This window comes from Azotobacter beijerinckii (assembly GCF_900110885.1).
GTDB classification, from domain to species: Bacteria; Pseudomonadota; Gammaproteobacteria; order Pseudomonadales; family Pseudomonadaceae; genus Azotobacter; species Azotobacter beijerinckii.
The window spans coordinates 26,438-42,018 of sequence record NZ_FOFJ01000001.1 but is presented as its reverse complement, the minus strand read 5'-3'; the positions used below and the strand labels follow the sequence as shown (position 1 = coordinate 42,018).

The window sequence follows — 15,581 nt, the reverse complement described above, 5'->3', positions numbered from 1 at the left end:
GGATCCCGCGGATCCCAATGGATTGCGAAAGGCGAGCGTACGATGAGCAAAGAAGTACTGCTAGTAGTTGAGTCGGTGTCCAACGAAAAGGGCGTTCCGGCTGGTGTGATTTTCGAAGCCTTGGAGCTGGCGCTGGCCACTGCCACCAAGAAGCGCTACGAGGACGAAGTCGACCTACGCGTGCAGATCAATCGCCAGAGCGGTGCGTATGACACCTTCCGTCGCTGGACCGTCGTCGGGGATGATCTGCTGGAAAACCCTGCTGCCGAGTTGACGCTCGACGAGGCTAAAGAGCGAAACCCTGATGCCAGCGTGGGCGATGTGCTCGAGGAAAAGATCGAATCCATCGAGTTCGGTCGTATCGCTGCGCAGACCGCCAAGCAAGTGATCGTGCAAAAGGTGCGGGAGGCCGAGCGTGCCCAGGTGGTGGATGCTTATCGCGAGCGCGTGGGCGAGATCATTTCCGGCACCGTGAAGAAAGTGACCCGCGACAATGTCATCGTCGATCTCGGCAACAATGCCGAAGCGCTGCTGGCGCGAGAGGACATCATTCCGCGGGAGACCTTCCGCGTCGGTGGACGGGTGCGTGCCCTGCTGAAGGAGATTCGCCCGGAAAACCGCGGCCCTCAGTTGATCCTTTCGCGTACCGCGCCGGGCATGCTGATTGAGCTGTTTCGCATCGAGGTGCCGGAGATCGCTGAAGGGCTGATCGAGGTGAAGGCTGCCTCCCGCGATCCGGGGTCGCGCGCCAAGATTGCCGTGCGCTCCAAGGATAAGCGTATTGATCCCCAAGGCGCGTGCATCGGCATGCGCGGTTCGCGTGTGCAGGCCGTTTCCGGCGAGCTGGGTGGTGAGCGTGTCGATATCGTGCTGTGGGACGACAATCCGGCCCAATTCGTGATCAATGCCATGGCTCCGGCCGAAGTGGCAGCGATCATCGTCGATGAGGACGCCCACGCGATGGATGTTGCCGTCGCCGACGATAACCTGGCACAGGCTATCGGTCGCGGCGGGCAGAACGTGCGACTGGCTAGCCAACTGACCGGCTGGACCCTGAATGTGATGACCGAAGCAGACATCCAGGCCAAGCAGCGGGCTGAGACCGGCGGCATCCTGCGCTCCTTTGTCGAGGAGCTGGAGGTTGACGAAGAGTTGGCTCAGGTGCTGGTGGAGGAAGGTTTCACCAGTCTGGAAGAGATTGCTTATGTACCGATGGAGGAGATGCTCGCCATCGATGGTTTCGACGAGGGAATCGTCAACGAATTGCGCGCACGCGCCAAGGATCGCCTGCTGACCAAGGCTATTGCGACTGAAGAAAAGCTGGCGGAAGCCCATCCGGCCGACGACCTGCTCTCGCTCGAGGGCATGGACAAGGAGCTGGCGGTTGAGCTGGCGATGCGCGGAGTGATTACCCGCGAAGACCTGGCCGAGCAGTCGATTGACGACCTGCTCGACATCGACGGCATGGATGAAGAGCGTGCCGGCAAGCTGATCATGGCCGCCCGAGCCCACTGGTTCGAGTAAGTATTAGCGGCCTGAGGAGAGAGATGCATGACGCAAGTCACGGTGAAAGAACTGGCCCTGGTGGTCGATACACCGGTCGAGCGCCTGCTGCAGCAGATGCGTGAGGCAGGCCTGTCGCATACCAGCGCCGAGCAGGTAGTGACCGATAATGAAAAGCAGGCCCTGTTGGCTCACCTCAAGAGCAGCCACGGCGTGAAGCTAGAGGAACCGCGAAAGATCACCTTGCAACGCAAGACCACGACTACCTTGAGAGTTGCCGGTAGCAAGACCATCAGCGTCGAGGTGCGCAAGAAGAAGACTTATGTCAAGCGTAGCCCGGACGAGCTTGAGGCCGACAAGCAGCGCGAGCTGGAGGAGCAGCGTGCTGCCGAAGAGGCTGCTGCTCGCCAGAAGGTGGAGGAGGAGGCCAAGCGCCGTGCCGCCGAGCAGGAAGTGCAGCGCCAGGCCGAGCAGGCTGCCGCTGTCGCGGCTGCGCCGGAGCCGGCGCGGAGCATAGCGGCCGAAATCGTGCCTGCGCCGGCTGCTGCCGAAGAGCGCAAGCGGGAAGAGCCGCGCCGCGTGGAGAAGGAGAAGGTGCGTAACGTCGACGATGAGCGTCGCGAGCGTAAGAATGCCCAGCATCGTCCCTCGGTCAAGGAAAAGGCGCCGGTTGCCCGTGCGGCAGTGCGTAATGTCGATGAAGAGGGCGGAGGCTTCGGTCGCCGCGGTGGCCGCGGTGGCAAGTCCAAGCTGAAGAAGCGCAACCAGCATGGTTTCCAGAGCCCGACCGGGCCGATCGTGCGCGAAGTGACCATTGGCGAGACCATCACCGTGGCCGATCTGGCCGGGCAGATGTCGGTCAAGGGCGCCGAGGTGGTCAAGTTCATGTTCAAGATGGGCACCCCGGTGACCATCAACCAGGTGCTCGATCGGGAAACTGCGCAACTGGTGGCCGAAGAGATGGGCCACAAGGTCAAGCTGGTCAGCGAGAACGCCTTGGAGGAGCAACTGGCCGAGTCCCTCAAGTTCGAGGGTGAGACCAAGTCGCGCGCACCGGTGGTCACCGTCATGGGGCACGTCGACCATGGCAAGACCTCGCTGCTCGACTATATCCGTCGTACCAAGGTGGCGACCGGCGAGGCGGGTGGCATCACCCAGCACATCGGTGCCTACCACGTGGAAACCGACCGTGGCATGGTTACCTTCCTCGATACCCCCGGCCATGCTGCGTTTACCGCAATGCGTGCCCGTGGTGCCAAGGCCACCGACATCGTCATCCTGGTGGTGGCGGCCGATGACGGTGTGATGCCGCAGACCGAGGAGGCCATCCAGCATGCCAAGGCAGCTGGCGTGCCGATCGTCGTGGCGGTCAACAAGATCGACAAGCCGGCAGCCGACCTGGACCGGATCAAGAACGACTTGGCCGCGCGTGACGTGATCCCAGAAGAGTGGGGGGGCACCACCCAGTTCGTCCCGGTTTCGGCAAAGGTCGGTACCGGTATCGATGAGCTGCTGGAGGCGGTGCTGCTGCAGGCCGAAGTGCTCGAACTGACCGCTACGCCGAGCGCTCCGGGGCGCGGTGTGGTGATCGAGTCGCGCCTGGACAAGGGGCGTGGCCCAGTGGCCACGGTGCTGGTGCAGGACGGTACCCTGCGCCAGGGCGACATGGTGCTGGTCGGTGTCAACTATGGCCGCGTGCGAGCCATGCTCGACGAGAACGGTCAGTCGATCAAGGAGGCCGGTCCGTCGATTCCGGTCGAGATCCTCGGCCTGGATGGTACGCCAGACGCCGGCGACGAGCTGACGGTGATCGCCGACGAGAAGAAGGTGCGCGAAGTCGCCCTGTTCCGCCAAGGCAAGTTCCGCGAGGTCAAGCTGGCCCGCGCGCATGCCGGCAAGCTGGAAAATATCTTCGAAACCATGGGTCAGGACGAGAAGAAGACTCTCAACGTCGTTCTCAAGACCGACGTGCGCGGCTCGCTGGAGGCCCTGCAGGGCGCCTTGGGCGACCTGGGCAACGAAGAAGTGCAGGTGCGCGTAGTCGGCGGTGGTGTCGGTGGCATCACCGAGAGCGATGCCAACTTGGCATTGGCTTCCAATGCCGTGCTGTTCGGCTTCAACGTGCGTGCCGACGCCGGTGCGCGCAAGATCGTCGAGCAGGAAGGTCTGGACCTGCGCTACTACAACGTCATCTACGACATCATTGAGGACGTCAAGAAGGCGCTGTCTGGCATGCTGGGCAGTGAGGTGAGGGAAAACATCCTGGGCATCGCCGAGGTGCGCGACGTGTTCCGTTCGCCGAAGTTTGGCGCTATCGCTGGCTGCATGGTGGTCGAGGGCAATGTCCATCGCAACCGCCCGATCCGCGTACTGCGCGACGACGTGGTGATCTTCGAGGGCGAACTGGAGTCTCTGCGCCGCTTCAAGGACGATGTGTCCGAAGTGCGGGCCGGCATGGAGTGCGGTATCGGCGTGAAGAGCTACAACGACGTCAGAGTCGGCGACAAGATCGAAGTGTTCGAGAAGGTCCAGGTGGCGCGCTCGCTCTGACGCGCGCACAAGCACGAAGCTGGAAGCATGAAGCTGGAGGCCAGAAGGCTTCCGGTTTTCGGCTTCCAGCTTTTGGCTTATGAGAGAAGCGAAATATGGCCAAAGATTATAGTCGCACCCAGCGCATTGGCGATCAGATGCAGCGCGAGCTGTCCCTGCTGATCCAGCGCGAGATCAAGGACCCGCGCCTCGGCATGGTCACCATTACCGCTGTCGAGGTCGCTCGCGATCTGTCTCATGCCAAGGTGTTCATCACCGTCATGGGCAAGGAAGACAGCGCCGAGGAAATCAAGCGGAACCTTGAGATCCTTAATGAGGCGGCCGGCTTCCTGCGCATGCAGCTGGGCAGGTCGATGAAGCTGCGCACTGTGCCGCAGTTGCATTTCACCTACGACGTGAGCATTCGTCGGGGTGTCGAGCTGTCCGCGCTGATCGAGCGTGCGGTGGCCGAAGACCGTCTGCATCCCGGCAAGGATGAGGAGTGAGGCGTGGCTCAGGTCAAACGTATCCGCCGCAAGGTCGACGGCATCCTGATACTCGACAAACCTCGCGAACTGACCTCCAACGCCGCGTTGCAGAAGGTTCGTTGGCTGCTGAATGCGGAGAAGGCTGGGCATACCGGTAGTCTTGATCCGCTGGCCACCGGCGTGTTGCCGCTGTGCTTCGGCGAGGCGACCAAGTTTTCCCAATACCTGCTGGAGGCCGACAAGGGCTACGAAACCCTGATGCATCTCGGGGTGACTACCACCACCGGGGATGCCGAGGGCGAGGTGCTCGAACGGCGCGATGTGCGGTTGGAGCGCGATGTGCTAGAGGCGGTGCTGGCCGACTTCCGTGGTGAGATCAGCCAGGTTCCGCCCATGTACTCGGCACTCAAGCGCGACGGGCAGCCCCTCTACAAGCTGGCCAGGGCCGGTGAGGTAGTGGAGCGCGAGGCGCGTTCTGTTACTATTGCGCGCCTGGATTTGTTGGCTTTCGAGCCGCCGTTCGCACGGCTGGCGGTGGCCTGTAGCAAGGGCACCTATATTCGTTCCCTGGTCGAGGACATTGGCCAGCGGCTCGGGGTCGGGGCGCATGTCGCGGAGTTGCGCCGGACCCAGGCCGGTCCCTTCGGCTTGGCCCAGACGGTTAGCCTCGAAGCCCTGGAGCAGGCCCACGCCGAAGGTGGCAATGCGGCGCTGGACCGCTTCTTGCTGCCGTCGGACAGCGGCCTGGAGCACTGGCCCGTGCTGCAGCTCTCTGAACACAGCAGCTACTACTGGCTGCACGGGCAGCCGGTGCGTGCACCCGAAGCGCCGAGGTTCGGCATGGTACGGGTGCAGGATCACACGGGCCGCTTCATCGGTATCGGTGAAGTGAGCGACGACGGGCGCATCGCGCCGCGTCGACTGATTCGGTCGGAATGACCGATGCGAGGGTGGCTGTCGGCAGGCACGGTCATTCCTTTTCTACTCAACACGGGAGATGTCCCGGCCTGTTCACTCTAGGAGCCCATCATGGCACTGAGCGTCGAAGAAAAAGCCCAGATCGTCAACGAGTACAAGCAAGCTGAAGGCGATACCGGTTCCCCGGAAGTGCAGGTTGCCCTGCTGACCTTCAACATCAACAAGCTGCAGGATCACTTCAAGGCCAACGGCAAGGACCACCACTCCCGTCGTGGCCTGATCCGCATGGTCAACCAGCGCCGCAAGCTGCTGGACTACCTGAAGGGTAAGGACACCACTCGTTACAGCGCCCTGATCGGTCGCCTGGGGCTGCGTCGCTAAGGCGCGCGCCAAGCTGGAAGCGGGAGGCTGGAAGTGAGACATCGTGCTTGCTTCCAGCCTTTTGCTTTCAGCTTCCCCCTTTTCAGGAAGCCCTCCGGGTCCGACTCCCGCCTTCCTGAGGATTTCCCCCGAGCAACAAAGAGAAGGAAAATACCGTGAATCCGGTTATCAAGACATTCCAGTTCGGCCAGTCGACCGTCACCCTGGAAACCGGCCGCATCGCCCGCCAGGCCTCCGGCGCCGTATTGGTCACCGTCGACGAGGACGTGACCGTACTGGTCACCGTGGTCGGCGCCAAGCAGGCCGATCCGGGCAAGGGTTTCTTCCCGCTGTCCGTGCACTATCAAGAGAAGACCTATGCCGCCGGCCGCATTCCGGGTGGCTTCTTCAAGCGCGAAGGCCGTCCGAGCGAGAAGGAAACCCTGACCTCGCGCCTGATCGATCGGCCGATCCGCCCGCTGTTTCCGGAAGGCTTCATGAACGAGGTGCAGGTGATCTGCACCGTGCTTTCCACCAGCAAGAAGACTGATCCGGACATCGCTTCGATGATCGGCACCTCTGCTGCCCTGGCAGTCTCCGGGATTCCCTTCAACGGCCCGATCGGCGCCGCCCGCGTGGGCTACCACGAGGAGACCGGCTACCTGCTGAACCCCACCTACGAGCAACTCAAGGCCTCCCGCCTGGACATGGTGGTGGCCGGTACCGAATCCGCCGTGCTGATGGTCGAGTCCGAAGCCGAGGAGCTGACCGAGGATCAGATGCTGGGCGCCGTGCTGTACGCCCACGAGGAGTTCCAGGCGGTGATCCGGGCGATCAAGGAATTTGCCGCCGAGGCTGCCCATCCGGCTTGGAACTGGGCGCCGCCGACCGAGCCGAGCGCGTTGCTCGAGGCCATTCGCGCCGGGTTCGGCGAGGCGATCTCGCAGGCCTATACCATCACCGTCAAGCAGGAGCGCTACAACCGCCTCGACGAGCTGCGCGCCCAGACTGTGGCTAGCCTGGCCGGTGAAGCCGAAGGCCAGCCATCCGTCGGCGAGGTCAAGGATGCCTTCGGCCTGATCGAATACCGCACCGTGCGCGAGAACATCGTCGACGGCAAGCCGCGCATCGACGGTCGCGACAACCGCACCGTGCGCCCGCTGAAGATCGAGGTCGGCGTGTTGCCGAAGACCCACGGTTCGGCCCTCTTCACCCGTGGTGAGACCCAGGCGCTGGTGGTGGCCACCCTGGGTACCGCGCGCGATGCCCAGGTGCTCGACACTTTGGAAGGCGAGCGCAAGGACAGCTTCATGCTGCACTACAACTTCCCGCCGTTCTCGGTGGGCGAGTGCGGCCGTATGGGCAGTGCCGGCCGTCGCGAGATCGGCCACGGTCGTCTGGCCCGCCGCGGCGTGCAGGCCATGCTGCCGAAGGGCGACGAGTTTCCCTACACCGTGCGCGTGGTCTCGGAAATCACCGAGTCCAACGGTTCCAGCTCCATGGCGTCGGTCTGCGGCGCCTCCCTGGCGCTGATGGATGCCGGCGTGCCGATGAAGGCGCCGGTGGCTGGTATCGCCATGGGTCTGGTCAAGGAAGGCGAGAAGTTCGCCGTGCTGACCGACATCCTCGGCGACGAGGACCACCTGGGCGACATGGACTTCAAGGTGGCCGGTACCGCCAAGGGCGTCACTGCGCTGCAGATGGACATCAAGATCCAGGGCATCACCGAGGAGATCATGGAGATCGCCCTGAACCAGGCGCTGGAAGCCCGCCTGAACATCCTCGGCCAGATGAGCGAGGTGATCGCCCAGTCGCGCAGCGAACTGTCGGCCAACGCCCCGACCATGCTGGCGATGAAGATCGACCAAGACAAGATTCGCGACGTGATCGGCAAGGGCGGCGCCACCATCCGCGCCATCTGCGAGGAGACCAAGGCCTCGATCGATATCGAGGACGACGGCTCGATCAAGATCTTCGGCGAGACCAAGGAGGCCGCCGAGGCCGCCAAGCAGCGCGTGCTGGGCATCACGGCGGAAGCCGAGATCGGCAAGATCTACGTCGGCAAGGTCGAGCGCATCGTCGACTTCGGCGCCTTCGTCAACATCCTGCCGGGCAAGGACGGTCTGGTGCACATCTCGCAGATCAGCGACCAGCGCATCGAGAAGGTCACCGATGTGCTCAAGGAAGGCCAGGAAGTGAAAGTGCTGGTGCTCGACGTGGATAATCGCGGCCGCATCAAGCTGTCGATCAAGGACGTCGCCGCCGCCGAGGCTTCCGGCGTCTGACGCCGAAATATCCGGCTGGTAAAGGAGAGGGCCCTGCGGGGCCCTCTTTCGTTTGGGCACGGGATCGCCCGTCCCGCTCATAATGGAAGCCCCCGTCGCCGAAGGCTCACCGGCTTGGCTATTCGCTGGCCAGTTGCAGCGGGACGCCGACGCGCGCGCCGGCCGGCGCCTCGCTGACGCTGACATCCATCTGGTAGATGCGCTGGTCGTCCAGGCCGCCCCGCTCGACCAGGTAGGCCTTGATGCTGGCGGCGCGCGCTTGGGCCAGTTGGCGGAGCAGCAGCATGCTGTCATCCCAGGAAGCCAGCACGGCTTCGCGCAGCCTGGCGGCGCGAAGCGCCTGGTCCAACCCACTCCATTCCGCCGGCGGCTGATGCTTCAGGCGGCTGCGGTAGATGCCTTCCAGCAGCGGCCCTTTCTCTTCCTCGGGAACCTTCAGTCCCTCGGCGCTGGCCGGCACGCGCTCGCCCCGCTCTTGCAGGAGGCGGTAGTAGCCGTTCCGGTATTCGCGCTCCAGGCGCTGCTCAGCCAGCAGGGGGCCGTCGCTGGCTTGGGCGCTCATGCCTTCGACTTCCAGGCGCAACTGCGGCCGTTCCTTCAGGGCCTTGCCGAGGATATCCAGGTTGCGCTGTGCGGTGGTATCCAGTGCGCTGCTACCCGGACTGAACTCGACCTGGCTGAGATCGGCCTCGCCGCTGTCGAGCAGCCCGGCAATGAACTTGAACGGCGCCTGTGCCGTGCGCATCACCAGGTTGCGCAGGGTCTGCCAGACGATGGGCATGACCCTGAATTCTGGGTTGTTCAGGTTGCCTTTGACCGGCAGGTCGATGGCAATCCGCCCCTGGCTGTCCTTCAGTAGGGCCACTGCCAGGCGGATCGGCAGGTCCACCGCGTCCGGACTGTCGACGCGCTCGCCCAGTTGCAGCTGCTCCAGAACCAGGCTGTTCTCGGCATTCAGCTGACCCTTCTCGATGCGGTAGTGCAGGTCTAGGTTGAGCCGTCCCTTGCGGATGCGGTAGCCGGCGAACTTGCCGGAGTAGGGGGTGAGGGTGGTCAGCTCGACGTGCTGGAAGCGGGTCGCGATATCCAGGCTTTCGAGCGGATCGAAGGGGTTCAGGCTGCCCTTGATGCTGACCGGTGCGTAGCGGTCCACCCGGCCCTTGACGTCCACCGTGGCCGGCTTCGGCTGGCGGTTGTCCAGGCTGCCGATGCGCCCGTTGAGCTGCTGGATGGTGGTAGCGAAGTTGGGCTTCAGGCTGAAGTCGGCGAAGTTGGCCGAACCGTCTTTGATCTCCACCGCGCCGACCTGGATGCCCAGCGGCTGTGCGGGCGGTTGCTTCGTCGCGCGGCTGTGCGGCGCCTGTGCTGGCGGGTTTTGCTTTTGGGCGATCAGCAGTTCGCTGACGTTGGTGCTCAGGTTCTCGTTGACGATGAAGCGGGCATAGGGCTGTTCGAGCACGATACGCTCGATGTCAAGCCGTTCGCCATGACGGTAGCTGAGGTTCTCGAGGGTCAGCTGTCGCCACTTGACGAAGTCGCGGTTCTTCAGGGTATCGAGGGTGTGCAGCTGTTTGACGGCGGCGCGGCCGTCGGCCTGCAGGGCCAGCCGTTCGCCGTCCTTCAGGTCGATCTTCAGGCTGCTGTCGAGTTGCCCGCTGCGTAGTTCCAGGCGGATGAAGGGGGCGATGTAGGCCTGCGCCGGGCGCAGGTCCAGGTCGCGGCTGTCGATCTGCAGTTGTGCGGCAAGCGGGCTCAGGCGCACCTGGCCGGCGGCTTCGAGCCGTCCTTGCCGGCCGATGCCGCTGTTCAGTTCGAGGTGGAAGGGGGTCTGGCCGAGGCTGTCGAAGTCGCGCAGGGCCAGGTCCAGCGGGCCGATCTGCAACTCCACGTTCTGCGTCGGCACTCGGTCGACCAGATGCAGCCGGCTGCCGCGCAGCCAGGCATCCGCCAGCAGGATCTGCCAGGACTTGCCGGATGCTTTGTCGGGTTTATCGGGCTTTTGGGCCTGCGCATCGCCGGCACGGCCGCCCGGCGGTTGTCCGGCGCTGCGGGGGGCGAAGAGTTTCTGCCAGTCCAGCGTGCCGTCGGCCTCGCGGGCCGCCCAGGTTTCCAGTCCCTGGCCCTGCAGCTGGCCGATCGAGACCTGGCGTTTGGCCAGGTCCAGCGAAGCCTGGCCGAGTTCCAGGCTCTGCAGGCGCGCCAGGGGCCGTCCGTCCGGTGCCGCGAGGGCGAATGGAGCGAGCTTGAGGGCGGCGTTCTGCAGTTGCAGCCGGAGGCTGTCCGTCAGCTCCAGCCGGTAGTCGCTGCTCAGGCTGAGCGTACCGTCTTCCAGCACCAGGGGCGCAGCATCCCGCACGTAGGGCCACCAGGGGCGCAGGCCGGTCTGGTCGATGCCCAGCTTGCCGCTGGAGCGCAGCGGCACCAGACTGAGTTGTCCGCTCCAGGCGATCCGTCCGACCTGCTTGCCGCTGGCCTGCAGGCTCAGCTCGGCGGTGTCGTTCGACAGGGTGCCGAGATGATGCACGTCGAGGTTAAGGGCGTCGTAGCGAACCTCGACCGGCTCGCTCGGCCGCCGGTCCTGGAAATGCACCTGGCCGCCGCTCAGCAGGAAGCGGTCGAGGTGTAGCGGAAAGGGGGCTCCGGCAGGCCCTTCCTTCCTCGCAGGGGCGGACGCCGGGAGCTTGAACAGACGGGCGAGGTTGAGCCCGCCCTGCTGGTCGAACAGCACGGCCACCTGCGGGCGTTCCAGACGCACCTCGGCAAGGTGCAGGTGATTGCGCCACAGGCTGTCCCAGTGCAGCTTGCCGTACAGGCGTTCGAAAGCTAGCTGCTCGCTGCCCGCCTCGCCGAGGCGCAGCCGGTGCAGGGTCAGTTCCAGGGTAAAGGGATTGAACTCCAGACGTTCGAGCCTGGCCGGTTGGGTGACGAAGCGGGGCAGTTGCCGGTTGATCGCCTGCAGGGCGACGCCGGGGAGAACAAGGAAGCCAAGCAGGCTGTAGAGGGCAGGTGCGATTGCCAAGGTGGCGAGGGCGGGTTTCAGTCCTTTGGGCATGGGGGAACATCTTTTTTTCGGCAATACATGGCTTGGAGTATGGCACGGGAGGGATGTTCCCCGAAGCCGACCCGGCCGCGCTGCAGGCCGGGCAGCCGCCTGCGCCCTGCCTGCGCCGCCTGCCTCAGCGGTTCAGGCGGCAGTCGATCAGTTCCTGGAGCACCGAGGGATCGGAGAGCGTCGAGGTGTCGCCCATGTTGTCCAGTTCGTTGCAGGCGATCTTGCGCAGGATGCGCCGCATGATCTTGCCCGAGCGGGTCTTCGGCAGGCGCGGTGCCCATTGCAGGAACTCCGGCTTGGCGAAGCTGCCGATCTCCCGGCTGACCAAGGCGATCAGTTCCTGCTTGAGCGTATCGTCGGGTTGGCGGCCGGTCACCAGGGTGACGAAGGCGTAGATGCACTGGCCTTTGACGTCGTGCGGGCAGCCGACCACGGCCGCTTCGGCGATCCCGTCGTGGAGTACCAGGGCGCTTTCCACTTCGGCGGTGCCGATGCGGTGGCCCGACACGTTGATCACGTCGTCGACCCGGCCGGTGATCCAGTAGTAGCCGTCCTCGTCCCGGCGCGCGCCGTCGCCGGTGAAGTAGTAGCCGGGGTAGGGCTTGAAGTAGGTGTCGATCAGCCGCTGGTGATCGCCGTAGATGCTGCGGATCTGGCTCGGCCAACTGCCCTTGATCGCCAGCACGCCGGCACCGGGGCCTTCGATCTCCTTACCCTTGTCGTCGAGCAGCACCGGCTGCACGCCGAAGAACGGACGGGTCGCCGAACCGGGCTTGAGCAGGGTGGCGCCGGGCAGCGGGGTAATCATGATGGCGCCGGTCTCGGTCTGCCACCAGGTGTCGACGATCGGGCAGCGGCTCTCGCCGACCACATGGTAGTACCACTCCCAGGCTTCCGGGTTGATCGGCTCGCCCACCGAACCGAGCAGGCGCAGGCTGGCGCGCGAGGTCTTCTTGACCGGGCCTTCGCCGTCGCGCATCAGCGAGCGTAGTGCGGTGGGGGCGGTATAGAAGATGTTCACCCGGTGCTTGTCGACCACCTGCCAGAAGCGCGAGGCGTCCGGGTAGTTCGGCACGCCCTCGAAGATCAGGGTGGTGGCGCCGTTGGCCAGCGGGCCGTAGACGATGTAGCTGTGCCCGGTGACCCAGCCGATGTCGGCGCTGCACCAGTAGATGTCGCCGTCGTGGTAGTCGAACACGTACCTGTGGGTCATCGCCGCCTGCAGCAGGTAGCCGCCGGTGCTGTGCAGCACGCCCTTCGGCTTGCCGGTGCTGCCCGAGGTGTAGAGGATGAACAGCGGGGCCTCGGCGTCCATCGGCTCGGCCGGGCAATCGCTGCTGCAGCCCGCCACGGACTCGTGGTACCAGAGGTCGCGCCCGGCATCCCAGTCGACTGTGCCCCCGGTGCGGCGTACCACCAGCATGCTGGAGACCTTCGGGCAGCTCTTCAGGGCCTGATCGGCGTTGCGTTTGAGGGGGACGGCCTTGCCGCCGCGCAGGCTTTCGTCGGCGGTGATCAGCAGGCGGCAGTCGGCGTCGAGGATGCGGTCGCGCAGCGCCTCCGGGGAGAAGCCGGCGAACACCACCGAATGGATGGCGCCGATGCGGGTGCAGGCGAGCATGGCGTAGGCGGCTTCGGGAATCATCGGCAGGTAGATGCAGACGCGGTCGCCCTTGCCGATACCGCGGCTTTTCAGCAGGTTGGCCAGGCGGCAGACCTGTTCGTGCAACTGGCGGTAGGTGATTCGCGCGGAGTCGGCAGGGTTGTCGCCCTCCCAGATGATCGCTACCTGATCGCCGCGCCGTTCCAGATGGCGGTCGATGCAGTTGTGGGCGACGCTCAGCCGGCCGCCCTCGAACCAACTGGTCTGGCCTTTGCCCATGTCCCCACGGTGGACACTCTGCCAGGGCCTGAACCAGTCGAGGAAGGTGCTGGCCTGTTCGGCCCAGAAGCGCTCCGGTTGCTCGACCGATTGCCGGTACAGGCGCAGGTAGTCGTCATTGTTCAGCCAGCTGTACTGGCGCAGCGCGTCGCTGACGGGATGGTTGGCGATCTCGAACATGGCGGTTCCTTGTTGTTGTCTGTCCGCGGGTGTTCGTAAGCGTGGACCGACAGGTCGCCGGGTTCAAGTCTGCCAGGAGGGTGGGAAGAGGGGGGCGCAGGCCGGGCAGGGCCTGCGCCGGCCTGGCTCAGCCGCGGTGACGGCCGCGGAAGTAGTCGATCAGGCCCTGGGTCGAGGCATCCTCGGCCGGCGCCTCGTCGCAGCCGGTCAGGCGCTGGTAGACGGTTTTGCCGAGCTCCTTGCCGAGTTCGACGCCCCACTGGTCGAAGGCGTTGATGCCCCAGACGACGCTCTGCACGAAGACCTTGTGCTCGTAGAGCGCGACCAGCGCACCGAGGCGCCGCGGGCTGACGCGCTCCATCACCAGGGTGTTGCTCGGCCGGTTGCCGGGGATCACCTTGTGCGGCGCCAGGCGCTTCACTTCCGCGTCCGGCAGGCCCTTGGCGTGCAGCTCGGCCTCGGCCTCCGCGCGGGTCTTGCCGCACATCAGCGCCTGGCTCTGCGACAGGCAGTTGGCGTACAGCCACTGGTGGTGGTCGGCGACCGGGTTGTGGCTGACCACCGGCACGATGAAGTCCGCCGGAATCAGCAGGGTGCCCTGGTGCAGCAGTTGGTGGTAGGCGTGCTGACCGTTGCAGCCGACGCCGCCCCAGATCACCGGGCCGGTGTCGCAGGATACCGGACGGCCGTCCTGACGCACGCTCTTGCCGTTGGATTCCATATCCAGCTGCTGCAGGTGCTGGGTGATGTTCCGCAGGTAGTGGTCGTAGGGCAGGATGGCGTGGCTCTGCGCACCCCAGAAGTTGCCGTACCAGACGCCGAGTAGAGCGAGCAGCACTGGCATGTTGCTTTCGAAGGGGGCGTTCTGGAAGTGCTGATCCATGCTGTAGGCGCCGGAGAGCAGGTCCTTGAAGTTGGCCATGCCAATGGCTAGGGCGATTGGCAGGCCGATCGCCGACCACAGGGAATAGCGTCCGCCGACCCAGTCCCACATCGGGAAGATATTCTCCTCGCGGATGCCAAAGGCCACCGCCGCCGCGACGTTGCTGGAGACGGCGATGAAGTGGCGGTGCAGCTCGCTTTCCGTGCCGCCCTGGGCCAGGTACCAGGTGCGCGCGGCCTGGGCGTTCTTCAGGGTTTCCAGGGTGCCGAAGGATTTGCTGGAGACGATGAACAGGGTGGTTTCGGCGCGCAGGCGGCTGGACAGCTCGTGGAACTCGCTGCCGTCGATGTTCGCCAGGTAGTGGCAGCGCACGCCGCGCTGGGCGAACGGCAGCAGGGCTTCGGACACCAGCTGGGGGCCGAGGAAGGAGCCGCCGATGCCGATGTTCACCACGTCGGTGATGGGCTTTTCCGAGTAGCCGCGCCACAGCCCGTCGTGGATGCGCCCGACCAGCTCGGTCATCTGGTTGAGTACCCGGTGCACCTGGGGAATCAGGTTCACGCCGTCGACCAGCAGGCGGTCGCCGACCGGGCGGCGCAGCGCGGTGTGCAGTGCCGGACGGCCCTCGGAGGCGTTCACCGCCTCGCCCTCGAAGAGCGCGTGGATGGCCCTTTCCAGCCCGGCTTCCCGCGCCAGGCGCACCAGCAGGTCGCGGGTTTCGTGGGTCAGCAGGTTCTTCGAGTAGTCGAGAAACAGGCCGCTGCTGCTCAGGGAAAACTGCTTGAAGCGCTGTGGGTCGCTCTGGAAGGCCTCGCGCATGCTGAAGGACTGCATGGCGTGGCGATGCTGGCGCAGCGCCTCCCACGAGGCCTGGGTCGTCATATCGAGAGGTTGCTGGTAGTGCGACATGGGATTCTGCTTCCTTTGAATCTGTTCGGATAGCAAAAAGCCCGGAGCATGCCGGGCTTTTCGGGGAGACGCTTGCGGCGGACGTTGCCAAAGGGGGAGGTCCGGGAGCTGGCACGGGGCGATTCAGGCGACTTGGACCGGGATCGCGTTGCTGGTATGGCTGAGCACGTTGCCGGGCGCCATGTAGAGCATGCGCGGCTTGTGGCTGGCCAGCTCCGTCTCGCCGTAGTGGGCATAGGCGCAGATGATAACGCGGTCGCCCTTCTGAGCTTTGTGCGCGGCTGCACCGTTTACCGAGATCATCTTCGAGCCGTCTTCGGCGCGGATCGCATAGGTGGTGAAGCGCTCGCCGTTGTCGACGTTGTAGATCTGGATCTGTTCGTACTCGCGGATGCCTGCCAGATCCAGCCATTCCCCGTCGATGGCGCAGGAGCCTTCATAATCGAGTACCGAGTGGGTCACCTCGGCACGGTGCAATTTGGCCTTGAGCATGATGGCATGCATGGCGATTCCTCTTCAGGTTCCACAAGCGGCGGCCGAGTTTGCCTCAACCGCATAGGGTGATCAAGAAAACGGCCCGTCAGACCTTAGT

At 64.7% G+C, this 15,581-nt stretch carries 10 protein-coding genes; 6 read left to right on the top strand and 4 right to left on the bottom strand.

Annotated features, from left to right (window positions below; translation table 11 throughout):
• Positions 1 to 42 precede the first annotated feature (42 nt).
• The 6 genes from nusA to pnp all read left to right on the top strand — a co-directional run bounded on the left by nusA (position 43) and on the right by pnp (position 8,083).
• Positions 43 to 1,524, top strand: coding sequence for a transcription termination factor NusA (nusA, locus tag BMY22_RS00170; RefSeq protein WP_090618617.1), 1,482 nt, complete (start codon positions 43 to 45; stop codon positions 1,522 to 1,524).
• Positions 1,525 to 1,551: 27 nt separating this feature from the next.
• Positions 1,552 to 4,053: a translation initiation factor IF-2 gene (gene infB, locus BMY22_RS00165; protein ID WP_090618615.1), complete on the top strand. Its 2,502-nt coding sequence runs from the start codon at positions 1,552 to 1,554 to the stop codon at positions 4,051 to 4,053.
• Between the two features lie 95 nt (positions 4,054 to 4,148).
• Positions 4,149 to 4,538, top strand: coding sequence for a 30S ribosome-binding factor RbfA (rbfA, locus tag BMY22_RS00160; RefSeq protein WP_090618613.1), 390 nt, complete (start codon positions 4,149 to 4,151; stop codon positions 4,536 to 4,538).
• Positions 4,539 to 4,541: 3 nt separating this feature from the next.
• Positions 4,542 to 5,459 (top strand): tRNA pseudouridine(55) synthase TruB, encoded by a 918-nt coding sequence (truB, locus tag BMY22_RS00155; RefSeq protein WP_090618612.1) that lies wholly within the window; start codon positions 4,542 to 4,544, stop codon positions 5,457 to 5,459.
• A gap of 90 nt (positions 5,460 to 5,549) precedes the next feature.
• Entirely contained in the window at positions 5,550 to 5,819 is a 270-nt protein-coding gene (gene rpsO, locus BMY22_RS00150) for a 30S ribosomal protein S15 (protein WP_090618610.1), read from the top strand.
• 155 nt (positions 5,820 to 5,974) lie between these two features.
• The gene (gene pnp, locus BMY22_RS00145) at positions 5,975 to 8,083 is read left to right on the top strand and encodes a polyribonucleotide nucleotidyltransferase (protein ID WP_090618608.1); all 2,109 of its coding nucleotides are present in this window, start codon (positions 5,975 to 5,977) and stop codon (positions 8,081 to 8,083) included.
• Between the two features lie 118 nt (positions 8,084 to 8,201).
• Here pnp and BMY22_RS00140 read toward each other — a convergent pair whose 3' ends face one another.
• The 4 genes from BMY22_RS00140 to panD form a co-directional block, all read right to left on the bottom strand.
• A complete protein-coding gene (locus tag BMY22_RS00140) occupies positions 8,202 to 11,135 on the bottom strand; it encodes a DUF748 domain-containing protein (RefSeq protein WP_090618607.1) in 2,934 nt (977 codons plus the stop codon).
• Between the two features lie 124 nt (positions 11,136 to 11,259).
• Positions 11,260 to 13,197: an acetate--CoA ligase gene (gene acs / locus BMY22_RS00135; RefSeq protein ID WP_090618605.1), complete on the bottom strand. Its 1,938-nt coding sequence runs from the start codon at positions 13,195 to 13,197 to the stop codon at positions 11,260 to 11,262.
• A 127-nt stretch (positions 13,198 to 13,324) separates the two neighbouring features.
• Complete coding sequence (gene pgi, locus BMY22_RS00130; protein WP_090618603.1) at positions 13,325 to 14,989, bottom strand: glucose-6-phosphate isomerase; 1,665 nt, start codon at positions 14,987 to 14,989, stop codon at positions 13,325 to 13,327.
• Between the two features lie 123 nt (positions 14,990 to 15,112).
• Positions 15,113 to 15,493 carry an aspartate 1-decarboxylase gene (gene panD / locus BMY22_RS00125; protein WP_090618602.1) on the bottom strand — a complete coding sequence of 127 codons (381 nt, stop codon included), beginning with the start codon at positions 15,491 to 15,493 and terminating at the stop codon, positions 15,113 to 15,115.
• Between the last annotated feature and the right edge of the window lie 88 nt (positions 15,494 to 15,581).

Excerpts from the sequence above, each read along its gene's own strand:
- nusA (WP_090618617.1), top strand. The coding sequence starts at position 43 with ATGAGCAAAGAAGTACTGCTAGTAGTTGAGTCGGTGTCCAACGAAAAG.
- infB (WP_090618615.1), top strand. The coding sequence starts at position 1,552 with ATGACGCAAGTCACGGTGAAAGAACTGGCCCTGGTGGTCGATACACCG.
- rbfA (WP_090618613.1), top strand. The coding sequence starts at position 4,149 with ATGGCCAAAGATTATAGTCGCACCCAGCGCATTGGCGATCAGATGCAG.
- rpsO (WP_090618610.1), top strand. The coding sequence starts at position 5,550 with ATGGCACTGAGCGTCGAAGAAAAAGCCCAGATCGTCAACGAGTACAAG.
- BMY22_RS00140 (WP_090618607.1), bottom strand. The coding sequence starts at position 11,135 with ATGCCCAAAGGACTGAAACCCGCCCTCGCCACCTTGGCAATCGCACCT.
- acs (WP_090618605.1), bottom strand. The coding sequence starts at position 13,197 with ATGTTCGAGATCGCCAACCATCCCGTCAGCGACGCGCTGCGCCAGTAC.
- pgi (WP_090618603.1), bottom strand. The coding sequence starts at position 14,989 with ATGTCGCACTACCAGCAACCTCTCGATATGACGACCCAGGCCTCGTGG.
- panD (WP_090618602.1), bottom strand. The coding sequence starts at position 15,493 with ATGCATGCCATCATGCTCAAGGCCAAATTGCACCGTGCCGAGGTGACC.